The organism is Ralstonia sp. 22086, assembly GCF_052045975.1.
GTDB lineage: Bacteria > Pseudomonadota > Gammaproteobacteria > Burkholderiales > Burkholderiaceae > Ralstonia > Ralstonia wenshanensis.
In genome coordinates, this window is record NZ_JBQEPZ010000003.1 from 562,362 (window position 1) to 583,019 (window position 20,658).

The 20,658-nt window shown below is 66.3% G+C and carries 24 protein-coding genes; 21 read left to right on the forward strand and 3 right to left on the reverse strand.

From position 1 onward, the window contains the following. Positions 1-49: 49 nt before the first annotated feature. From ccmA to ACTJK6_RS15870, 12 genes are all read left to right on the forward strand, one after another. Positions 50-682, forward strand: a complete 633-nt coding sequence (ccmA, locus tag ACTJK6_RS15815; protein ID WP_440839627.1) for a cytochrome c biogenesis heme-transporting ATPase CcmA — start codon at positions 50-52, stop codon at positions 680-682. Beyond that, on the forward strand, positions 679-1,347 hold the full coding sequence (ccmB, locus tag ACTJK6_RS15820) for a heme exporter protein CcmB (protein ID WP_260802095.1): 669 nt from the start codon (positions 679-681) through the stop codon (positions 1,345-1,347). Before ccmA ends, ccmB begins: the two co-directional genes overlap by 4 nt. A gap of 4 nt (positions 1,348-1,351) precedes the next feature. Continuing rightward, on the forward strand, positions 1,352-2,137 hold the full coding sequence (gene ccmC, locus ACTJK6_RS15825) for a heme ABC transporter permease CcmC (RefSeq protein WP_260802096.1): 786 nt from the start codon (positions 1,352-1,354) through the stop codon (positions 2,135-2,137). Next, positions 2,134-2,286: a hypothetical protein gene (locus ACTJK6_RS15830; protein ID WP_260802097.1), complete on the forward strand. Its 153-nt coding sequence runs from the start codon at positions 2,134-2,136 to the stop codon at positions 2,284-2,286. Before ccmC ends, ACTJK6_RS15830 begins: the two co-directional genes overlap by 4 nt. Beyond that, positions 2,283-2,753 carry a cytochrome c maturation protein CcmE gene (ccmE, locus tag ACTJK6_RS15835; protein ID WP_440839526.1) on the forward strand — a complete coding sequence of 157 codons (471 nt, stop codon included), beginning with the start codon at positions 2,283-2,285 and terminating at the stop codon, positions 2,751-2,753. The genes ACTJK6_RS15830 and ccmE overlap by 4 nt, the downstream gene beginning before the upstream one ends. Then, on the forward strand, positions 2,750-4,768 hold the full coding sequence (locus ACTJK6_RS15840) for a heme lyase CcmF/NrfE family subunit (RefSeq protein ID WP_316870128.1): 2,019 nt from the start codon (positions 2,750-2,752) through the stop codon (positions 4,766-4,768). Before ccmE ends, ACTJK6_RS15840 begins: the two co-directional genes overlap by 4 nt. After that, positions 4,765-5,307: a DsbE family thiol:disulfide interchange protein gene (locus tag ACTJK6_RS15845; RefSeq protein WP_414561027.1), complete on the forward strand. Its 543-nt coding sequence runs from the start codon at positions 4,765-4,767 to the stop codon at positions 5,305-5,307. The genes ACTJK6_RS15840 and ACTJK6_RS15845 overlap by 4 nt, the downstream gene beginning before the upstream one ends. Beyond that, positions 5,300-5,770 carry a cytochrome c-type biogenesis protein gene (locus ACTJK6_RS15850; RefSeq protein WP_440839527.1) on the forward strand — a complete coding sequence of 157 codons (471 nt, stop codon included), beginning with the start codon at positions 5,300-5,302 and terminating at the stop codon, positions 5,768-5,770. Before ACTJK6_RS15845 ends, ACTJK6_RS15850 begins: the two co-directional genes overlap by 8 nt. Next, a complete protein-coding gene (gene ccmI, locus ACTJK6_RS15855) occupies positions 5,767-6,666 on the forward strand; it encodes a c-type cytochrome biogenesis protein CcmI (RefSeq protein ID WP_322017624.1) in 900 nt (299 codons plus the stop codon). The genes ACTJK6_RS15850 and ccmI overlap by 4 nt, the downstream gene beginning before the upstream one ends. Positions 6,667-6,761: 95 nt before the next feature. After that, entirely contained in the window at positions 6,762-7,847 is a 1,086-nt protein-coding gene (ada, locus tag ACTJK6_RS15860) for a bifunctional DNA-binding transcriptional regulator/O6-methylguanine-DNA methyltransferase Ada (RefSeq protein ID WP_440839528.1), read from the forward strand. Positions 7,848-7,853: 6 nt separating this feature from the next. After that, entirely contained in the window at positions 7,854-8,117 is a 264-nt protein-coding gene (locus tag ACTJK6_RS15865; protein ID WP_232040905.1) for an Ada metal-binding domain-containing protein, read from the forward strand. A gap of 38 nt (positions 8,118-8,155) precedes the next feature. After that, complete coding sequence (locus tag ACTJK6_RS15870) at positions 8,156-8,596, forward strand: hypothetical protein (RefSeq protein ID WP_232040906.1); 441 nt, start codon at positions 8,156-8,158, stop codon at positions 8,594-8,596. 73 nt (positions 8,597-8,669) lie between these two features. Here the strand turns inward: ACTJK6_RS15870 and purM are convergent, their stop codons facing one another. Next, positions 8,670-9,725, reverse strand: coding sequence for a phosphoribosylformylglycinamidine cyclo-ligase (gene purM, locus ACTJK6_RS15875; RefSeq protein ID WP_414561029.1), 1,056 nt, complete (start codon positions 9,723-9,725; stop codon positions 8,670-8,672). A gap of 163 nt (positions 9,726-9,888) precedes the next feature. Between purM and ACTJK6_RS15880 the strand changes: the two genes are divergently transcribed. The 9 genes from ACTJK6_RS15880 to ACTJK6_RS15920 are packed head-to-tail and all read left to right on the forward strand — an operon-like array spanning position 9,889 to position 17,501. Beyond that, the gene (locus ACTJK6_RS15880; protein WP_232040908.1) at positions 9,889-10,959 is read left to right on the forward strand and encodes an AI-2E family transporter; all 1,071 of its coding nucleotides are present in this window, start codon (positions 9,889-9,891) and stop codon (positions 10,957-10,959) included. Between the two features lie 58 nt (positions 10,960-11,017). Beyond that, entirely contained in the window at positions 11,018-11,719 is a 702-nt protein-coding gene (gene hda / locus ACTJK6_RS15885; RefSeq protein ID WP_004631704.1) for a DnaA regulatory inactivator Hda, read from the forward strand. 52 nt (positions 11,720-11,771) lie between these two features. Beyond that, positions 11,772-12,446, forward strand: coding sequence for an HAD family hydrolase (locus ACTJK6_RS15890; RefSeq protein ID WP_260802104.1), 675 nt, complete (start codon positions 11,772-11,774; stop codon positions 12,444-12,446). 12 nt (positions 12,447-12,458) lie between these two features. Next, positions 12,459-14,021, forward strand: a complete 1,563-nt coding sequence (gene pcnB / locus ACTJK6_RS15895; protein ID WP_440839530.1) for a polynucleotide adenylyltransferase PcnB — start codon at positions 12,459-12,461, stop codon at positions 14,019-14,021. Beyond that, on the forward strand, positions 14,018-14,533 hold the full coding sequence (gene folK / locus ACTJK6_RS15900; RefSeq protein WP_260802106.1) for a 2-amino-4-hydroxy-6-hydroxymethyldihydropteridine diphosphokinase: 516 nt from the start codon (positions 14,018-14,020) through the stop codon (positions 14,531-14,533). The genes pcnB and folK overlap by 4 nt, the downstream gene beginning before the upstream one ends. A gap of 34 nt (positions 14,534-14,567) precedes the next feature. Next, positions 14,568-15,212, forward strand: coding sequence for a deoxynucleoside kinase (locus ACTJK6_RS15905; protein WP_440839531.1), 645 nt, complete (start codon positions 14,568-14,570; stop codon positions 15,210-15,212). Between the two features lie 56 nt (positions 15,213-15,268). Further along, positions 15,269-16,087 carry a 3-methyl-2-oxobutanoate hydroxymethyltransferase gene (panB, locus tag ACTJK6_RS15910; RefSeq protein WP_232040912.1) on the forward strand — a complete coding sequence of 273 codons (819 nt, stop codon included), beginning with the start codon at positions 15,269-15,271 and terminating at the stop codon, positions 16,085-16,087. Positions 16,088-16,098: 11 nt separating this feature from the next. Further along, a complete protein-coding gene (locus ACTJK6_RS15915) occupies positions 16,099-16,806 on the forward strand; it encodes an ABC transporter permease (RefSeq protein ID WP_232040913.1) in 708 nt (235 codons plus the stop codon). Then, positions 16,803-17,501: an ABC transporter ATP-binding protein gene (locus tag ACTJK6_RS15920; RefSeq protein WP_440839532.1), complete on the forward strand. Its 699-nt coding sequence runs from the start codon at positions 16,803-16,805 to the stop codon at positions 17,499-17,501. Before ACTJK6_RS15915 ends, ACTJK6_RS15920 begins: the two co-directional genes overlap by 4 nt. On the opposite strand, the gene ACTJK6_RS15925 is transcribed toward ACTJK6_RS15920, so the two are convergent. Both ACTJK6_RS15925 and dnaJ read right to left on the reverse strand, forming a co-directional pair. Further along, positions 17,445-19,334, reverse strand: coding sequence for a chorismate-binding protein (locus ACTJK6_RS15925; RefSeq protein WP_440839533.1), 1,890 nt, complete (start codon positions 19,332-19,334; stop codon positions 17,445-17,447). The genes ACTJK6_RS15920 and ACTJK6_RS15925 overlap by 57 nt on opposite strands. A gap of 149 nt (positions 19,335-19,483) precedes the next feature. Next, entirely contained in the window at positions 19,484-20,632 is a 1,149-nt protein-coding gene (dnaJ, locus tag ACTJK6_RS15930; protein ID WP_232040916.1) for a molecular chaperone DnaJ, read from the reverse strand. Positions 20,633-20,658 lie beyond the last annotated feature (26 nt).

Below are 20,658 nucleotides of genomic sequence, written 5' to 3' on the forward strand. Positions count from 1 at the left end.
TGAACGTGCTGCCGGAGCTAGACCCCGTTTGACTCAGCCCCCCACTGCCGTGCTTGTTGCCAGCCAATTGACGTTCTCGCGCGCCGGCCGTCGGATCTTCCGCGAGCTGGACCTCTCGGTGTCGGCGGGCGAGCTGGTGCAGGTAACGGGGGCGAACGGCAGCGGCAAGACGACGTTGCTGCGCGTGCTCTGTGGCCTGCTGGCACCGGCAAGCGGCTCGCTCACGTGGCATGGTGCGCCCGTGCGCAGCGGCGATCCTGCCTTCCTCAATGCGCTTTGCTACGTTGGCCACACCAACGGCATCGATCCAGATCTCACTGTGACGGAGAGCCTGCGTCTGGCCATGCAACTGGCCGGATTGCGCGATTCGGCAGCGGAGCCGTTTGGCATCGGGCTCGCACTGGAAGCGCTCGAACTCGGCAAGCTTGCCGACACGCCTGTGCGCAAGCTCTCGCAAGGCCAGCGTCGGCGGGTGGCACTGGCGCGCTTGCTGCTCGCGCGGCGCGAGCTGTGGCTGCTCGACGAGCCGATCGCTTCGCTCGACGACCATGCGGTAGGCCTCTTCACTGCGCAGCTCGATGCGCACCTGCGCGCCGGCGGCATGGCGATCATGGCCACGCACCACCTGCTGTCGCGCCCGCAAGGGGTGAATCGCGTGCTCAGGCTTGGAGGCGCCGCATGAAGCCGATGCTGATGGCCATCCTGCGACACGACCTTGCGCTCTCATGGCGGCGGCGCGGCAACCTCGTCGGTGGCGTGGTGTTCTACGTCATTGCGGCGAGCCTGTTTCCCCTGGCCATCGGCCCCGACCCGCAGCAATTGCGCATGCTTGCACCGGGCATCCTTTGGGTCGCGGCGCTGCTGGCATCGATGCTCTCGCTCTCTCGGTTATTTGCGCAGGAACACGCCGATGGCAGCCTCGATCAACTGCTGTTGTCGCCACACCCGCTTGCCCTGATTGTGCTGACGAAGATTGCCGCACACTGGCTCGCGAGCGGCTTGCCGTTGCTGCTGCTGACGCCGATCCTGGCCCAGCAGTACAGCCTGCCGCTGCATGCAACGCTGTTGCTGACGGCCACACTGCTGATCGGTACGCCGGCCATTGCGCTGATCGGCGCCGTCGGTGCAGCACTCACGCTGGGCGTGCGCAACGGCGCAGCGCTGTTGTGCATCCTCGTACTGCCGCTCTGTGTGCCCGTGCTTGTGTTTGGCGCAGGCGCCGGATCCGCTGCAGACGCGGGGCTCGATGTCATGCCGCATCTGTCACTGCTGGGCGCTTGCCTGGCGCTGTCGCTGTTTGTCTGTCCGCTGGCTGCCGCCGCCGGACTGCGCATTGCCGTGGAATGACCCGATGACGAACCGCTCCGGACTCCACACCACGCCCATCGCCGTGCGCCAATCTGCGTCGCGGCGCTGGAACTGGCTCGCGTATGCGTCGCCCGTGCGGTTTGATCCGCTCGCGCGCAAGCTTGCACCATGGTTTGGTGCAGCGGCACTCGTGTTCCTCATTGCCGGCCTCTACGTCGGCTTTGCTGTGGCGCCTACCGATGCGCAGCAAGGCGAGGTCTATCGCATCATCTTCCTGCACGTGCCGGCCGCGTGGATGTCGATGTTCATCTACCTGGTGATGGCAGGTTACTGCGCGCTGGGGCTGGTGCTGCGCACCCGGCTTTCGTCGATGATGGCCTCGGCCCTGGCACCCACCGGCGCGCTGTTCACCGCCCTTGCGTTGTGGACAGGCGCGCTGTGGGGCAAGCCGACGTGGGGCACGTGGTGGGTGTGGGATGCGCGATTGACCTCGGAGTTGCTGCTGCTGTTTCTGTACCTCGGCTTCATCGCGCTGGAGAGCGCCATTGAAGACCCCCGCCGCGCCGAACGCGCCTGCGCCGTGCTGGCCGTGGTGGGCGTGGTCAACATCCCCGTGATCTATTTCTCCGTGCAGTGGTGGAACACCCTGCACCAGGGCGCGTCCATCAGCCTGACGGCGGCCCCGTCGATGGCGATGACGATGCTGCTCGGCATGCTGCTGATGACGCTCGCGTGCTGGATGTACAGCATCTGCGTGGCGCTGATTCGCGTGCGTTGCATCATGCGCGAGCGCACCGACGATGATCACAACCTGAGCACGCCGGCATGAGCCAGTTCTCCGTCAATCACGTCGACTATATTGCGGGCGCGTTTGCCGTAGCCGCCATCTGCATCGCGGCCGAGCTGCTGCTGCTCGCCCGCCGCTGGCGCGCAGCCAACCGCGCCGCCCACTCCCATCCACACGGCGGCGACCAATGACACGCAGACAACGCCGTCTCGGCATCCTGCTCGCCGCACTGGTGTGCGCGGGTGCGGCTACCGCACTCACGCTGAATGCGTTCCGCTCCAATCTGGTGTTTTTCTTCAGCCCCAGCCAGATCGCTGCCAAGGAAGCGCCTGTGGCCCAGGTCTTCCGTCTGGGCGGGCTCGTTGAACGCGGCTCCATCCAACGCGAACGTGACGGCATGACCATCCGCTTTATCGTCACCGACACCGCGCGCGGTGTGCCGGTCGTCTACCACGGTTTGCTGCCGGACCTGTTCCGCGAGGGAAAGGGCGTCGTCGCGCGCGGGCGGCTGGGCGAAGACGGCATCTTCGTCGCCAACGAGGTGTTCGCCAAGCACGACGAAAACTACATGCCGCCCGAAGCCGCGGATGCCTTGCGCCGCGCTGCGCAAGTCAACGAACAAATGGCGAAGGAATCTGCCCGGAGCGCGTCACGATGATTGCCGAGCTGGGCCACTTCGCGTTGATCCTGGCGTTGCTGACTGCGGTCATGCAATCGGTGCTGCCGCTGGTGGGCGCGGCGCGCGACAACGAGCGCTGGATGGCCGTGGCGCGTCCCGCTGCGCGCATGCAGTGCGCGCTGGTGCTGCTGGCGTATGGCGCGCTGACATGGGCCTTCGTCAGCAACGACTTCAGCGTGCTCTATGTCGCTGCCAACTCGAACAGCGCGCTGCCGCTGCCCTATCGCGTGGCCGCCGTGTGGGGCGGGCACGAGGGATCGATGTTGCTGTGGACGACGATGCTGGCGCTGTGGTCGCTGGCCGTGTCGTTGTTCAGCCGACAGCTGCCGTTGCCCGTGGTGGCGCGCGTACTGGGCGTGATGGGGGCCATCAGCACAGGGCTGCTGCTTTTCCTGCTGTTGGTGTCCAACCCGTTCTTGCGCCTGCTACCGCCGGCCATGGAAGGGCGCGATCTCAATCCGCTGTTGCAAGACCCAGGCATGGTGTCGCATCCCCCCATGCTCTACATGGGTTACGTGGGTTTTGCGGTGGCGTTTTCGTTTGCAATGGCCGCGCTCCTGTCGGGTCGGCTCGATGCCACCTGGGCGCGCTGGTCTCGGCCGTGGACAACCGCGGCGTGGGCGTGCCTGACGACCGGCATCATGCTAGGCAGCGCATGGGCGTACTACGAACTCGGTTGGGGCGGCTGGTGGTTCTGGGACCCGGTCGAAAACGCGTCGTTCATGCCGTGGCTGGCCGGCACGGCGCTGATCCACTCGTTGGCGGTGACGGAAAAGCGTGGCGTGTTCCGCGCATGGACGGCGCTGCTGGCCATCTTTACGTTCTCGCTCAGTCTGCTCGGCACGTTCCTCGTGCGCTCAGGCGTGCTGACGTCGGTGCACGCGTTTGCGGTCGACCCGAAGCGCGGTCTCTTCATCCTGGCCTTGCTGGGCATCGTGACGGGCGGTGCGCTGGGTCTGTTTGCGTGGCGGGCAAAGCGCTTGTCCGGCAACGCGTCGGAAGGCGCCACGTTTTCGCTGTTCGCGCGTGAATCGTTCCTGCTGGCCAACAACGTGCTCCTGGCCGTGGCGGCTGCCACGGTGTTGCTCGGCACGCTGTATCCGCTGGTGCTGGATGTGCTGCGGCTGGGCAAGATTTCGGTCGGGCCGGCGTATTTCGAGCAGGTCTTTGTGCCGCTGATGTCGCCTGCGGTGCTGCTGATGGGCGCGGCGCCGCTGGCGCGCTGGCGTCATGGTGCGCTGCCGTCGATGGCCGTGCGGCTGCGCTGGGCGGCGGCGGCGAGCGTTGTCATCGGACTCGGACTTGCGGTGTTCTATCGGACGTCCGCACTGGCGGGCCTGGGGCTGACGCTGGCCGCGTGGTGTCTTGCGAGCGCGCTGGCCAGTCTGGCCGAAAAGCTCCGGCAGCCCGGCAATCGACTGACGACCCTGCGGCAGTTGCCGCCGAGCTACTTCGGCATGCTCGTGGCGCACGCAGGGGTCGGCGTGTTCATCGCGGGCGTCACGCTGGTGCTCAGCCAGGAGACCCTACGCGAGTTGCCGGTGCGCGTGGGCGGCGCGGTGGAGGTGGGCGGCTACACGTTCCACCTCACCAGCGTTGCGCCGGGCCAAGGCGCCAATTACGACGTCTTGCGTGGCCACGTCGACGTCAGCCGCGACGGCAAACCCGTGGCCACCCTGCTACCCGAGCGGCGCTTGTACCGCAGTCAGGAAACCCCCACGACCGAAGTCGCCATCGACACCGGCCTCACACGCGACCTCTATGTCGCGCTGGGCGAATCGCTCGGACAAGACAACTGGGCCATGCGCATCTACATCAAGCCCTTCGTCAGTTGGATCTGGGGCGGCTGTGCGCTGATGGTGCTGGGCGGCCTGCTGGCCGTGTGCGACCGCCGCTACCGGCTCCGTCGCTGGTCCACGTCGTCGCGCATCGCGCCCGACACCGCACTGGCCAATCCGTCATTGGCGATGCCTGCAACCGAGGAGCCGCGGTGAAGCTGCGCTACGTGCTGCCGCTGGCAGCGTTCTTTGTTCTGGTGATCGCGCTGGCTGCGGGGCTGTCGCGTGATCCGCGTGAACTGCCCTCGCCGCTGGTCGGCAAGCCCGCACCGGCATTCCGGCTGACGGCGCTGGAGCCGACCGCCAATCCGATCACGCCGAAAGACCTCCAAGGCAAGGTGTGGATGCTCAACGTCTGGGCGTCGTGGTGCACCGCCTGCCGCGCAGAGCACGCCGTGCTGAACGCGTTTGCCAAGCAGTCACCCGTGCCGATCTACGGGCTGAACTACAAGGACGACGCGGATGCCGCACGGGCGTGGCTCAAACAAATGGGCGATCCATATGTCGCGTCGCTCGTCGACGCTGACGGCAAAGTCGGCATCGACTACGGCGTCTACGGCGTGCCGGAAACCTTCGTCATCGATCGCGCCGGCGTGATCCGCTATCGACAGGTGGGCCCCGTAACGACCGAGTCGATGGAACGCAAGATCGTGCCGCTTCTGCAGCAACTGGAGCAGGAAGGTGGCCATGCATAAGCGCCTGGCTGCCCTCGTTCTGGCTGGCGTCGCAGCGTTCACGTTGCAGATGCCCGCCCGTGCCGCTGCGGCAGACGTCGATCTCGACACCCGCGTCCACGCGCTGTCGGAGCAACTGCGCTGCCTTGTTTGCCAGAACCAGACCCTCGCCGATTCCAACGCCGACCTAGCCGTCGACCTGCGCCGCCAGATTCGAGAACAACTTCGTGCCGGCGCCACCGAGGCCGCGGTAAAGGACTACCTCGTGCAGCGCTATGGCGATTTCGCCCTGTACCGGCCACCCGTCAAACCGCTGACCTATCTGCTGTGGTTCGGCCCGGCGCTGTTGCTGATGGCGGTGGTATTCGGCATCGTGTCATCCCGCAAACAGCAGAAGGCGCCCCCTGCCGAGATCGACGCCGACGCACAAGCGCGCCTCGCCGCCCTGCTTGCCGCGTCGCCACCGGAAGACCCCCGCCCATGACCGTGATGACCTTGTTCTGGCTGCTGGCGGCCGCCCTCACGGCCGTCACCATGGCGGTTCTCCTGACGCCGTTATTGCGACGCGCGCGCAACGGTGCAGGCGATACGCTCATCCAAAGCCCCACGGCGCGCACCCAGATGGTCCGCTGGTACCAAGACCAACTGCGCGAGCTGGATGCCGACCTGCGCAACGGCGCTATCGATGCCGCCAGCCACGCGCGCGCACGCGCAGAGCTTGGCCGGCGGTTGCTGGACGATACGGCCGACACCCCCAGCACTTCGCAGGCGCGCCCCGACCGCCGCCCCGTTCTGCTCGCCGCACTGCTGCTGGCTGCGTTGCCCACCTCCGCCGTGCTGCTCTACCAGCATCTGGGCAAACCCGCGTCGCTGTGGATGCCGGGCGACATGATGACCGCCGCCCGCAGCGATCACACCGGCGGAGACGCGCAGATCGAATCGATGGTCAACAGCCTGGCGCAACGGCTGCGCGATACGCCTGACGACGCGCCCGGCTGGGCGCTGCTGGCGCGGTCCTACAGCACGATGGAACGGCCTGCGGACGCCGTCGCCGCTTACGCCAAGGCCGTCGCCCTTGCCCCCGATGTCGCCAGCCTGCGCGCCGATTACGCCGACGCACTCGCCACCGCCCAGGGCGGCGCCCTTGCTGGTGCGCCCACGGAGCAGGTGCGCCTGGCCCTGAAGACCGACCCCGACGAGCCCAAAGCGCTTGCCCTGGCCGCTTCCGCCGCCGTCGAACGTGGTGACGTGGACGATGCAATTGCCCAATGGGAGCACCTGCACCGGCTGCTGCCGCCCGAATCTGCCGGCGCCAAGCGGATCGCCGCCAACTTGGCCGCCGCGCGCGCCGATCAACAGAAAGCACCCGGCGGCAAGTGACGCGCGCGGCGCTTCGAATTTGACCGCAAGACCCGGAGTGCCCGGCCAGGGGCCCGTACCTACAGTACAGTCATCGCAGTCCACTGGATGACGCCATGCAAACCTCCGCCCGCACCGCACCGGACACCACCCTTGTTGAACACGACCCGCGCTGGGCTCGCGTGCTGGCGCGCGACGCCTCTGCCGACGGGCAATTCGTCTATGCGGTGAAGACCACCGGCGTGTATTGCCAGCCGAGCAGCCCGTCGCGCCTGCCGCGCCCCGAGAACGTCGAGTTCTTCGACTCACCCGCCGACGCAGAAGCCGCTGGTTACCGCCCAAGCCGCCGCGCCGGCCCCGATCAGACCACCGTACGCACCCAGCAAACCGCGCTCGTCGCGCAGGCCTGCCGCCGCATCGAGGCAGCCGACACACCGCCCACGCTCGATGCGCTCGCGCAAGACGCCGGCCTGAGCCCCTATCACTTCCATCGCCTGTTCAAGAGCGTCACGGGCCTCACGCCCAAGGGCTATGCCGATGCGCATCGCGCCCGCAAGCTGCGCGCGCAACTGGGACGCGGCAGCACCGTCACCGAGGCCATTTACGACGCCGGATTCAACGCCAGCAGCCGCTTCTACGAGGCGTCGGACAATGTGCTTGGCATGACAGCCAGCCGCTACCGCGCAGGCGGCGCACAGACCACGATCCGCTTCGCGGTGGGGGAATGCTCGCTTGGTTCGATCCTGGTGGCGCAGAGCGATCGCGGCATCTGCGCGATCCTGATGGGCGACGACCCCGACGCCCTCGTGCGCGATCTGCAGGACACGTTCCCGAAGGCAGAACTCATCGGCGGCGATGCCGGTTTTGAAGAACTGGTGGCGAAGGTCGTGGGTTTTGTCGAGGCGCCGTCCATTGGCCTGGACTTACCGCTGGACGTACGCGGCACCGCGTTTCAGGAGCGCGTGTGGCAGGCGCTGCGCGAAGTGCCGCCCGGCAGCACCACCAGCTACACCGAGATTGCCGCGCGCATTGGCGCACCCAAGGCGGTGCGCGCAGTGGCGCAGGCCTGTGCGGCCAATCACATCGCGGTGGCCATCCCATGCCACCGCGTGATCCGCCGGGACGGCAACACGTCGGGATATCGCTGGGGGGTGGAGCGCAAGCTGGCGCTGCTGGAACGCGAGTCGCAATCCGCCGCATGAAACCGCGTGAGAACGTGGACGCTCATCGGCGCGCGCGGCCAGGCTTATGAGAGCGCCGTGCCCGGCACGCTGGGCGGGCATCGGCGTGCTCGCATCTATGGTCGGCTCGACTGTGCGGCTGCACGCCGGGCCATCGCGCGCGGCGGTTATGTGCGGCACCGCGTGTTCTTCCTGAATGAAGCCGACGCGCGTGCTGCCGGCTACCGGCCGTGCGCGGTGTGCATGCCGCAGGCGTATGCGGCATGGAAGCGATCGGTCAGTTCCGGGTAAAGTCGTGGGCTGAACATCGCCGACACGCTCCGCACATCATGACCAAACCCCTGCTGCTTGCCGCGCTCACAGCCCTCGCGCTGGCGGGCTGCGGCCGCTCCGACGACGCGCACAAGCCTGCCGCACCCGCTCCAGCTTCCACACCTGCGGCCTCTGCCCCTAGTGCAGCCAACTCGGCCAACGCGCCGGCCGCCAGCGCGCCCGCCGTCAGCGAAGCCGAACAGGCCAAGGCCGTCGATCTCGCCCGCGCCGCCATCGAAAAGTACAAGCTGACCACCCTGCCGCAGGAGTGCCTGTCGTTCGTGGTGGACCGGGCCGACGACACGCACAACAGCGTTGAAGTGCTGGAAAACCACACCCCGGCCTGCGGCGGCGACCCGAACACGGCACCGCGCGTCGTCACGCTGCTCATCGACAAGGACACCGGTGCGCTGCAGAAGGACGACCCAGCCAGCGGTGAATACGTCCCACTGAAATAAGCGCCCGCAAGACGACGGGCATAAAAAAACCGCCGAACGCATCGGCGGTTTTTTTGTGGGTGCGAACTTCGCGTCAGACCACGAGCGTCTGCGCTTCGCCGGCCTGGCGGGCGCGGATTTCGCCGATCTGGTAGACCGTCTCGCCCGCGTCGTTCAGGTGCGCGATGGCGGCCGGTGCATCGGCTGCCGACACGATCACCACCATGCCGATGCCACAGTTGAACACGCGGTGCATTTCGTCATCGGCCACGTTGCCGGCCTTCTGCAGCCACTGGAACAGCGGCGGCAGCGTCCAGGCGTCCTTGTGCAGCACGGCGGTCAGGTTGTCTTGCAGCACGCGCGGCACGTTTTCGGTCAAACCGCCACCGGTGATGTGCGCCATGCCCTTGACGGTCAGCTTCTCCATCAGCGCCAGCAGCGGCTTCACATAGATGCGCGTCGGCGCCATGATGGCGTCCTGCAGGCGCTGGCCGTGGAAATCGGCGTTCAGGTCCGGGCGCGACACCTCGATGATCTTGCGCACCAGCGAGTAGCCGTTCGAATGCGCACCTGACGAGGCCAGGCCCAGCACCACGTCGCCCTCGGCAATGGTCGTGCCGTCGATGATCTTGCGCTTTTCGACCGCGCCGACGGCAAAGCCGGCCAGGTCGTATTCGCCGTCCGGGTACATGCTCGGCATTTCAGCGGTTTCGCCGCCGATCAGCGCGCAGCCGGCCAGCTCGCAACCCTGGGCGATGCCCTTGACCACCGTGGCAGCGGTGTCGACGTCGAGCTTGCCGCAGGCGAAGTAATCCAGGAAGAACAGCGGCTCGGCGCCCTGCACCAGGATGTCGTTCACGCTCATGGCGACCAGATCCTGGCCAACCGTGTCGTGGCGGTTCAGCGCAAAGGCCAGCTTGAGCTTGGTGCCCACGCCGTCCGTGCCGGACACCAGCACCGGCTCCTGATACTTCTTGGACAGCTCGAACAGCGCGCCGAAGCCGCCGATGCCGCCCAGCACGCCTTCGCGCATGGTGCGCTTGGCAAACGGCTTGATGCGATCGACAAGGGCGTCACCCGCCTCGATGTCGACGCCCGCGTCGCGGTAAGACAGGCCGGTCGATGCGGATGGGGTTTCGGAAGCGCTCATACAGTCGTCTGAATTGAAAAAACCGGGAAAGAAAGCGAGACGGCGGCGGGAAGTCACAAAAATCGGACCCGCCGGTCCAGTAAAATCGCGATTTTACCGGATGCGGCCGTCCCGATGGCCGCTTTTCCGACTCCTCCACCCCGCCATCGGAACCGTCGCCCCCATGAACGCCCCCGTGCTGTCGCAGGAAACCAAGCGCACGCTCGCCTGGATCGCCGTGGCGCTTGTCTTCCTGGCCGTGCTCAAGGCGCTGGCGCCGACGCTCACGCCCTTCGTCTTCGCGTTCATCCTGTCGTACATCCTGCACCCGGGCGTGGAATGGCTGCAGCGCCATCGCGTACCACGCGTGCTGGGCGTGTTTCTGATGATCGTGGTGCTGTCGGTGGTGGGCGTGGCGCTGATGCTGCTGATCCTGGCGGTGTTGCAGCGGGAGATTCCGGCCATCCGCGATCAATTGCCCGGGATGCTTGCCAAGCTCAACGCATTTCTGTCGCCCAAGCTGGACGAATTGGGCCTGCATGTCAGCTTCGATTTTCCGGGCCTGCGCGCCCTGCTTACGGAACAGCTCGCCGCAAGCCCGGACGACGTGGTGGCCCGGGTGCTGACCTATCTGCGCGTGTCGGGTTCGGCGGCCCTCCAGGTGCTGGGCATCTTCTTCCTGGTGCCGATCGTGATGTTCTACCTGTTGATGGACTGGAACATGCTCATGCGCCGCGTCGAAAGCGCCGTCCCGCGCCGCTGGCTGCCAAAAACGCGCGAATTGGCCGCCGAAACAGATGGCCTGCTCTCCCAATACCTGCGCGGGCAGATCATCGTGATGCTGGTGCTGGCGGTGTACTACTCGGCGGGGCTGGCGCTGGCCGGCTTTGACGTGGCGCTGCCGGTGGGCATCTTTACAGGGCTGGCCGTGTTCATTCCGTATATCGGCTTTGGCGTGGGGCTCACGCTGGCCATCCTTGCCGCGCTGTTGCAGTTCGGCAACCTCTACGGCTTGCTGGCGGTAGCCGTGGTGTATGGCATCGGCCAGTTCCTGGAAAGCTTCTACCTGACGCCTCGCCTGGTGGGCGAACGCATTGGCCTGCACCCGCTGGCGGTCATCCTCGCCTTGCTGGCTTTTGGCCAATTGTTCGGTTTTTTCGGTATCCTCCTCGCCCTACCGATGAGTGCTGTGCTGCTGGTCGGTTTGCGGCAGATCCGGCAGCTTTACCTGGGCAGCCGGCTCTACCAGGACTGAAAGCCACTGAAGGCGACTGAAGGCAACTGAAAAGTACGGCGACTCCACTCCACGTTTCATGGCCACACCCGAACAGCTCCCGCTCGAACTCGGTGCGACACCCGCCCCGACCTTCGACAACTTCGTCGCCACCGGCAACGAAGAGGCGGTGCTGCGCCTGCGCGCCCTGATTCCGCAAGTGGTGGACGGCACCGCCACCGACCGCCTGGTCTACCTCTGGGGCGAAGAAGGCAGCGGCCGCAGCCACCTGCTGCAGGCCATCTGCGCCCAGACCGAGGCTGGCGGCTACGAAGTCCGCACGCTGGAACCCGACGCCCCGCCCGAAGCCTTCGAATTCGACCCGACCATCACCGTCTGGACCATCGACGACGCCGAGCGGCTGGACGAATGGGCGCAGATCGCCGTGTTCAACCTCGTCAATGAAGTGCGCGCGCATCCGCATGCCGCCATCGCCATCTCCGGGGCCGCCGCGCCGATGGCGATGCCGCTACGTGAAGACCTGCGCACCCGGCTGGGCTGGGGCCTGGTCTACTGGCTGCGCCCGCTCTCCGACGCCGACAAGGTGGAAGCGCTGCGCCAGGCTGCCCGCGAACGCGGCATGCAGCTCTCGGCCGACGTGCCGCAGTGGCTCGTGACGCACTCCTATCGCGACATGCCGAGCCTGATGGCCCTGCTGGACGCCCTCGACACCTATTCGCTCGCCCGCAAGCGCGCCGTCACCCTGCCGCTCGTGCGCGACATGCTCGCGCTGATGAAGTGAATCCCGGGGCTCGCGCGGCCGGTGATGTAACGTTCGGGTAAAATCGCGCCCCATGAATCTGGCCCTCTTCGACCTCGATCACACCCTCATCCCCACCGACAGCGACCACGAGTGGGGACGCTTCCTCATCCGCCGCGGCGTGGTGGACGAAGCTGAGTACCAGCGCAAGAACGATCAGTTCTATGCCGACTACAAAGCCGGCACGCTGGATATCCATGCGTTTCTGCGTTTCGCCCTGGCACCGCTTGCCGCCCACCCGCGAGACACGCTCGCCCAGTGGCACGCCGAGTTCATGCATGACGTGATCCGTCCAAAGATCACACCGCAGGCGCAAGCGCTGGTCTACAAGCACCTGGACGCTGGTGACCTGTGCTGCGTGGTGACCGCCACCAACAGCTTCGTCACCCGCCCGATTGCCGAGGCCTTCGGCATCGACCACCTCATCGCCACCGAACCGGCCACCACCGACGGCAGCCCGGACAGCGCCTTCACCGGCGACGTGGCCGGCACACCGAGCTTTCGCGAGGGCAAGGTCGCGCGCGTGCACGAATGGCTGGCCAACATGGGCCGCGGCTGGAGCGATTTCGAGCGCAGCACGTTCTACAGCGATTCGGCCAACGACGTGCCGCTGCTGGAGGAAGTGACCGACCCCGTCGCGACCAACCCGGACGACACGCTGCGCAATCTGGCAGCCGCGCGCAACTGGCGCATCATGGATCTCTTCTAAGCAAGGCGCGGCGTGATCAAGAAACTCATCAATCGCCTGCTGGGCAAGACCTCCGCAGCGTCCCACGCTCCGGCTGAACCGGAAGTGCCCGCCACCAGGAAAGTCCGTACACCCAAGGCACCCAAAACGGCCAAGGCGCGCACCAAGTCCGGCGGCGGCGTGCCGCGTCAGGCGCGCGTGTGGAGTGTGGACGAGCACGGTATCGATCCGAAGCTGCTCTCGCGCAACGCAGTCAAGGTCACGTCCACGCTGCAGGAAGCCGGCTATAGCGCCTTCATCGTGGGCGGCGCCGTGCGCGACTTGCTGCTGGGCATCAAGCCGAAGGATTTTGATGTGGCGACCAACGCCACGCCCGAGCAGGTACAGGCGCTGTTCCGCCGCTCGCGCATCATCGGACGTCGTTTCCAGATCGTGCACGTCACGTTCTACGGCGGACGCGATCAGGAAATCATCGAAGTCTCGACCTTCCGCGCGCTCGTCGACGCGGTCGATGCCGAGCAGGTCCCCGCCGGCAAGCGCGTCAAGCGCACCGAGCTGGACCACCACACACATGCCGTCGACGCCAGCGGCCGCGTCCTGCGCGACAACGTCTGGGGCACGCAGGCCGAAGACGCCACCCGCCGCGACTTCACCGTCAACGCGATGTACTACGACCCCGCCGACGAAACCGTGCATGACTACCATCACGGCATGGAAGACATGCGCGCCCGCACGCTGCGCATGATCGGCGATCCGCATACCCGCTACCGCGAAGACCCGGTGCGCATGCTGCGCGTGGTGCGCTTCGCGGCCAAGACCGGCTTCGACATCGACGCCGACACGCGCGCGCCGATCGCGGAGCTGGGCCCGTTGATCCACAACGTGCCGGCCGCCCGCCTGTTCGACGAGATGTTGAAGCTGCTGATGTCGGGCCACGCCTGGGCATCGCTGCAGGAACTGCGCAAGGCGGGTCTGCACCGCGGCCTGCTGCCGCTGCTGGACGTCGCGCTGGAGCAACCGATGGGCCAGCGCTTCGTGCAACTCGCGCTCGACAATACCGACGATCGCGTCAAGGCCGGCAAACCGGTCTCGCCCGGCTTCCTGTTTGCCTCGCTGCTGTGGCATCACGTGGTCGAACACTGGAACCGCCGCCGCGCTGCCGGCGAGCCGCTGATCCCCGCGCTGCACACCGCCATGGACGAAGTGCTCGACCGTCAGACCGAGCAACTCGCCATCCAGCGCCGCTTCACCTCCGATATGAAGGAAATCTGGAGCATGCAGCCGCGCTTTGAGAAGCGGTCGGGCCGCATGCCGTATCGGCTGCTGGAGTCGCCGCGCTTCCGCGCCGGCTACGACTTCCTCGCGCTGCGGTGCGCCTCGGGCGAATTGCCACAGGAACTCGCCGACTGGTGGACCGACTTCCAGAACGGTGACGGCGAAGCCCGCGAAGCCCTCATGGCCCAAGCCAAGCACGCTCCGAGCCCCTCGGCAAATGCCGGTCCGGCCAGCCCGGGCAAGCGGCGCCGCCGCCGACGTGGTCCGGCAAAATCGGATACAGTCGTTGACGTCAATCCGGGAAGTTCGGAGGAAACGTGAAGACAGTGGCGTACATCGGCATCGGCGCCAACCTGGGCGACGCACGCCAGGCAGTGAAAGACGCCGTGGTTTGCCTCGCACAGCAGGTCGGCATCACCGTCACCGGCAAATCGAGCCTGTATCGCAGCGCGCCCGTGGAGTCCAGCGGCGATGACTACATCAACGCCGTGGTGCGCATCGATACGCATTTCACCGCCGACCAGCTGCTCCGCATCTGTCACCACATTGAAGACCAGTTCGGCCGCGAGCGCCCGTTTCACAACGCGCCGCGCACGCTGGACCTGGACTTGCTGCTCTACGGCGACCACGTCCTCACTTCACCCGAGCTGACGGTGCCGCACCCGCGCGTGGGCCAACGCGCCTTTACCCTGCTGCCCTTGCACGAACTGGCGCCCGACCTCGTGATTCCGGGCATTGGCGCCGTGGCTGCACTACTGCCCGGCGTGGCCGAACAGCGCATCGAAAAGACCACGATGTGCCAATGCATGCGCGCCAAGCAGCCGGCCGCCTGATCTACTCACCCGCACCACCCACAACCACCCGCCGATGGCACTGGATCACCTGCGCCGTATCGTTGTCGAAGGGCCCATTGGCGTGGGCAAGACCGCGCTGGCCCAGCGCCTGGCCGACCATCTGCGTGCGTCGACGTTGTTCGAAACGCCCGCCGAAAACGCCTTCATCGCCCGCTTCTACGAAGACCCCGCGCGCTATGCGCTGCCGGTGCAGCTGCGCTTCCTGCTGCAACGTGCCGAGCGCCTCAAGGCATGGCATAAGGCGACGCTTGCCGGTGAGCGCATCGTCGCCGACAGTTTCCTGCCGCGCGACCGCCTGTTCGCCGAACTCACGCTGCCGGCCGATGAACTTGCGCTGTACGACGCGATGGCCAATGCGCTGGCCCTGCCGCAACAGCGCATCGACCTCGTGATCTGCCTGCAGGCACGCGCGGAAGACCTGCTGCCACGCGTCGCCCGTCGCGCCGTTCCTTACGAAACGGGCATCGATGCCGAGTACCTCGGACGCATCTGCGCCGCATACGGTGAGCTGTTTCTGTATTACGATGCCGCACCGACGATGATCGTCGACACCGCTGCCTTCGACCCCGCAGGCAACGACGACGATTTCCGCACCTTGCTCGCCCGCATCGACGCGATGCGCGGGCCCAAGGAATTCATCAAGCTGGCAACGCGCTAGTCGACGCACCGCATGGTCTGCGTGGGCGCTCGCGATGCCCCAATGAGTCTCAGCCCATGAGCTATCTCCAGGAATCGAACCGCAAGGCCGTCACGGTGACTTCGTTGCAGGCCATGCGTGCTGCCGGCGAGCGTATCGCCATGTTGACGGCCTACGACTCCAGCTTCGCCGCCCTGATGGATCGCAACGGCACCGACGTGCTGCTCGTCGGCGATTCGCTCGGCAACGTGATGCAGGGCCAGAAGACCACGCTGCCGGTCACGCTCGATCACATCGTCTATCACACCGAATGCGTGTCGCGCGGGACGACCAAGGCGCTGCTCGTGTCGGACCTGCCGTTCGGCACGTATGGCACGCCCGAACAGGCTTTCCACAGCGCCGTGCGCGTGATGCAGGCCGGCGCGCAGATGGTCAAGCTCGAAGGCGGCGTGTGGCTCGCGCCGACCATCAAATTCCTCGTTGAACGCAGCATTCCGGTGTGCGCGCACATCGGCCTGACGCCGCAATCGGTGCATGCGTTCGGCGGCTTCAAAGTGCAGGGTCGCGGCGATGAAGCGGCTGCGCAACTGAAGGCCGATGCGTTGGCCGTGCAGGACGCCGGCGCACAGCTCGTCGTCATGGAAGCCATCCCGGCCGAGCTGGCCGGCGAAGTCACGCGCCTGCTGGCCATTCCCACCATCGGCATCGGCGCCGGGCTGGAGTGCTCCGGCCAAGTGCTGGTGATGCACGACATGCTGGGCGTGTTCCCCGGCCATCGCCCCAAGTTCGTACGTAACTTCATGGACGGACAAACCACCATCGACGGCGCCGTTGCCGCCTACGTGGCAGCCGTCAAGGACGGCACGTTCCCCGGCCCGGAACACACCTTCGCCTGAGCGGCACCCGCATGGAAATCTGGTCGGCCACCGTCGACGCCTTCACCCTGCTTGCCAGCGGCGATGCGGCGTTGTGGCTGATCGTCTGGGTGTCGTTGAAGGTGGCGATTGCGGGCCTCCTGCTGGCGGCGCCGCCGGGTCTGCTCATCGCCTACCTCATCGCCATGCACCGTTTTATGGGGCGCCGTGCGCTGGTGGTGCTGGCGCAGGCGTCGCTGTCGTTTCCGACCGTGCTGATCGGGCTGTTGCTGTATCTGCTGCTTTCGCGGCAGGGGCCGCTGGGCGGCTTCGGGCTGCTGTTCACGCAGGGTGGGATGATCCTCGGGCAAGCGGTTCTTGGCCTGCCGGTGATCGTGGCGTTTGCGCTGGCGACGCTTGAGCGCGCGGATCCGCGTCTCGCGGAAACCGCACGTGTGCTGGGCGCCGGGCGCGTCCGTTTGCTATTGACGGTGTTTCGTGAATTGCGCTTCGGCCTGATGGCTGCGGTGGTGGCCGGCTTCGGGCGCGTCATCGCCGAAGTGGGCTCGGCGCTGATGGTCGGCGGCAACATCGAAGGCGTCACACGCACCATGACGACGGCGATTGCACTGGAAACCAGCAAGGGCGAATTCGCAGAGGGCATCGCGCTAGGCATCGTGCTGATCGTGCTGGCTTTGCTCGTCAACCTGGTGCTGGCGTGGCTGCAAGGGGCTGGCAACTATCGCAGGGAGCCGGCATGAGCGCGCCGTCGCAGCCCACGATGGTGTTTGAAGGCTTGCGCTGCCAGCACGGTGCGCGCATTCTGTTCGAGATTCCGCGCCTGGCGCTGTCGGCCGGACACGCGATTGTCATCACGGGCGCAAACGGTGTCGGCAAGACAACGCTGCTGCGCATGCTGGCCGGGCTTGCACCCGCCAATGGAGCGACCGTCGATATGGGCCAGGGGCGGCAGGCGCTGTCGCCTTACCCGGCCGAACTGCGCAAGCGGCTGACCTACGTGCACCAGCATCCCTATCTGTTCCGCACCTCGGTACGCGCGAATCTTGCCTATGGGCTCACCACGGGCCCACATCGCGTGGCGCGTGCCGAGCTGGCTGAGCGTGTCGAGGATGCGCTCCGCTGGGCGGGTCTGCAGCACGTGGTCGACGTGCCGCCCGAACGCCTGTCCGGCGGCGAAACGCAGCGCCTTGCATTGGCGCGGGCGCGCGCGCTGCACACCGATGTGCTGCTGCTCGACGAGCCGACTTCGAACCTGGACGGCGCTGCGCGCGAGCAAGTCATTGCCCTTGTAGGGGAACTGGCAGCAGAAGGCCGCACGCTGCTGATGGTCTGCCACGACCGCGAACTGATCAACCTGCCCGGCGTGGCCCGCTGGAAACTAGAGCACGTCGAGGGCCAGGGGCGGCTCGAAATGCGCGGGCACCACGCCGCGTAGGGCGTTGCATACGGCGATGGCCTCGGCGCGGGCAACATCGGCGCGCGTGAGCGAACGTTCCTGCAGCGGCCCATCGAGCCACGGTGAAGCGTCTTTCAACAGCACGGCACGCATCACTCCCGGCAAGACGCCCGCAGACAACGGTGGCGTCCACCACGCACCATCGAGCTTGACCAGCAACGTGCTGCGCCCGCCTTCGGCCAACGTGCCATCGGCGTTGAAGAACACGGTATCGAATGCACCTTCGCGCTCGGCCGCCTGCCACGCAGCGTCATAGCCTGCGCGCAACGTGGTCTTGTGCGTCGGCAGACTGTGGGTGACCTCGCGCGGTTGCGCGGCAACGAGCAGGCGTACCGGCGCGTCCCAGCTCGCATGCAGCGGCGACAAGGGCGCGGCCGATACGTTGGCCGCACCGTTCGGCGTCAGCAACAGGCGCATGCGATAAGCGCCCTCACCTTCCAGCGATGTGCACATGCGCGCCACGTCATCCGCCAGCGCAGTTCGATCGAAGGGGAAGCCGAAGGCGGCCGCAGAACGCGCCAGCCGCGCCAGATGCCAATCCAGGAGCGCCACACCATCGCGCGTCGCGCGCATCGTCTCGAACAACGACAGCCCTGGATCGAGCGCCGTCACGAAACGCGCCTTCAGTTGGCACTCCGCGTATTCCTCATCGGCGATGCTGTCGTGCACGATGCCGGAGCCGATGCCAAGTTCGCCGCTGCGCAGGCCATCAGCGCCAGGCGGACCGAGCACCAACGTGCGGATCGCCACAGAGAAGCAAGCGTCGCCCATCGCCCGATCATCGACAGGCGCATCGATCCAGCCGATGGCGCCGGTGTACAGGCCACGCGGCTCTGGCTCCAGCGTCTCGATGATCTCCATCGTCCGCCGCTTGGGCGCCCCCGTAATGGAGCCGCACGGGAACAGCGCACGCAGGCAATCGGCGAGGCCGGTGGCGGGCGGAATCTCGGCCTCCACGGTCGACGTCATCTGGAGCACGCTGCCGAACGGCGTCACCTCGAACAACGCCGGCACGTGCACCGAACCGGCACGCGCGAGACGGCCAAGATCGTTGCGCAACAGATCGACGATCATCAGGTTCTCGGCGCGGTTCTTCTCGTCGGCGGCCAGTGCAGTGGCACGGGCTTCGTCGATTTCGACATTGCCAGTGGCAGGCGCGGTGCCTTTCATCGGCCGCGCAACAAGCTGGCCCGCGTGATGAGAGAAGAACAGCTCCGGCGAACACGACAGAATCGCCCCCCCCTCCGGTAGCGCGATGAATGCGCCGTAAGGCACGGGCTGCCGCGCGCGCAGGCGCCGATACAACGCCGCCGGCGCGCCAAACGCAGTCATGCGCAGGCGGTATGTGTAATTGACTTCGTAGGTGTCGCCCGCCGCAATCCAGTCGTGGATGCGCGCGATGGCGTCGGTGTAGGTGGCGTGGTCGGCGCTGGCGGCACAGTCGAACAGGCCCGCTGCGCCCGTTGCGTCGGGCCACGCGTCGAACAACGTATCGACTTCTGCCGGCGACAGCACGTCCATTGCGCGAAACAGCAGCACGCGCAGGCGGCCATCGTGACCAGGCAATGAGGAAGAGATTTCGGTGGAAGCCGGCAGGCCGACCAGCGGCCCACCAAACTCATACGGCGCAACGATCAGGGCATGCAAACCCTGGCGCCAGGCGGCACGAAGATCATCGTCCAGCCCATCCAGCACGCCGGCCGGCCGGAAGAACTCGCCGGCATAACCGGTGTACCAGCGCGAGCACGGCGCGCCGCCAGAGGTGGCATCGTCCAACAGCGCGAACGGCGCGCCGACCTCCGGCAACTGCATGACGATGTTCCTGATTGAAAGGTGGTGTTTAAGAAGCCTCGAAAAGCGTAGCGAGCGACCCGAGGTTGGCGCGAGAAGCGCAGCCGTACATGGGTACGGCGAGCATCACAGTGCCAAGATCGGGCCGCGCAGTAGCTTTGCGAGGTTTCTTACGAGGAGAAGAAGTTCTTCACCTTGTCTAGCCACGACTGCTCTTGCGGGCTGTGCCGCGAGCCGCCTTCGTGCACGGACTTGTCGAACTGCTTGAGCAGATCCTTCTGGTGCTCCGTCAGCTTGACGGGTGTCTCGATGTTGATATGGACATAGAGATCACCCGCATAGCCCGAGCGCACGCCCTTGATGCCCTTGCCGCGCAGGCGGAACGTCTTTCCAGCCTGCGTGCCTTCGGGCACCGTGAACGAAGCGCGACCACCCAGCGTCGGCACTTCGATGTCGCCGCCAATGGCTGCCGTCGCAAATGAAATCGGCATCTGGCAGTGCAGATCATCGCCGTCGCGCTCGAATACCGGGTGCTGCTTGATGTGGATTTCCACATACAGATCGCCCGGGGGGCCGCCGTTGATGCCCGGCTCGCCGTTGCCCGACGAACGGATGCGCATGCCTTCGTCGATGCCGGCCGGAATCTTCACTTCCAGCGTCTTCTGGCTCTTCAGCTTGCCCTGGCCGTGGCACTTGGTACACGGCTTGGGGATGTACTTGCCGCTGCCGTGGCACTTCGGACACGTCTGCTGCATCGTGAAGAAACCCTGCGACACACGCACCTGACCGGCACCGTGACAGGTCGGGCACGTCTCCACGCTTGAGCCGGGCTCGGCGCCCTTGCCGTGGCAGTGGTCGCACTCGTCCCAGTGCGGCACGCGGATCTGCGTGTCGTAGCCGTGCGCGGCCTGCTCCAGCGTGATCTCCATGCTGTAGCGCAGGTCTGCGCCGCGATACATCTGTGGGCCGCCACCGCGGCGCCCGCCCTGGCCCTGGGCCTGACCGAAGATGTCGCCAAAGATGTCGCCAAAGGCCTCGGCAAAGCCGCCGCCAAAACCTGCTCCGCCCGCGCCAAAGCCGCCCGCCATATTCGGGTCGACACCCGCGTGGCCGTATTGGTCGTAGGCAGCCTTCTTCTCAGCGTCGGAGAGCATCTCGTAGGCCTCTTTGGCCTCCTTGAACTTGTCTTCCGCTTCCTTGCTGTCCGGATTGCGGTCCGGGTGGTACTTCATCGCGAGCTTGCGATACGCCTTCTTGATCTCGTCGTCGCTCGCGTTCTTACCCACCCCGAGCACTTCGTAGTAATCACGTTTTGCCATGGTGGCTTCAGTCGTCGCCTGTTTTT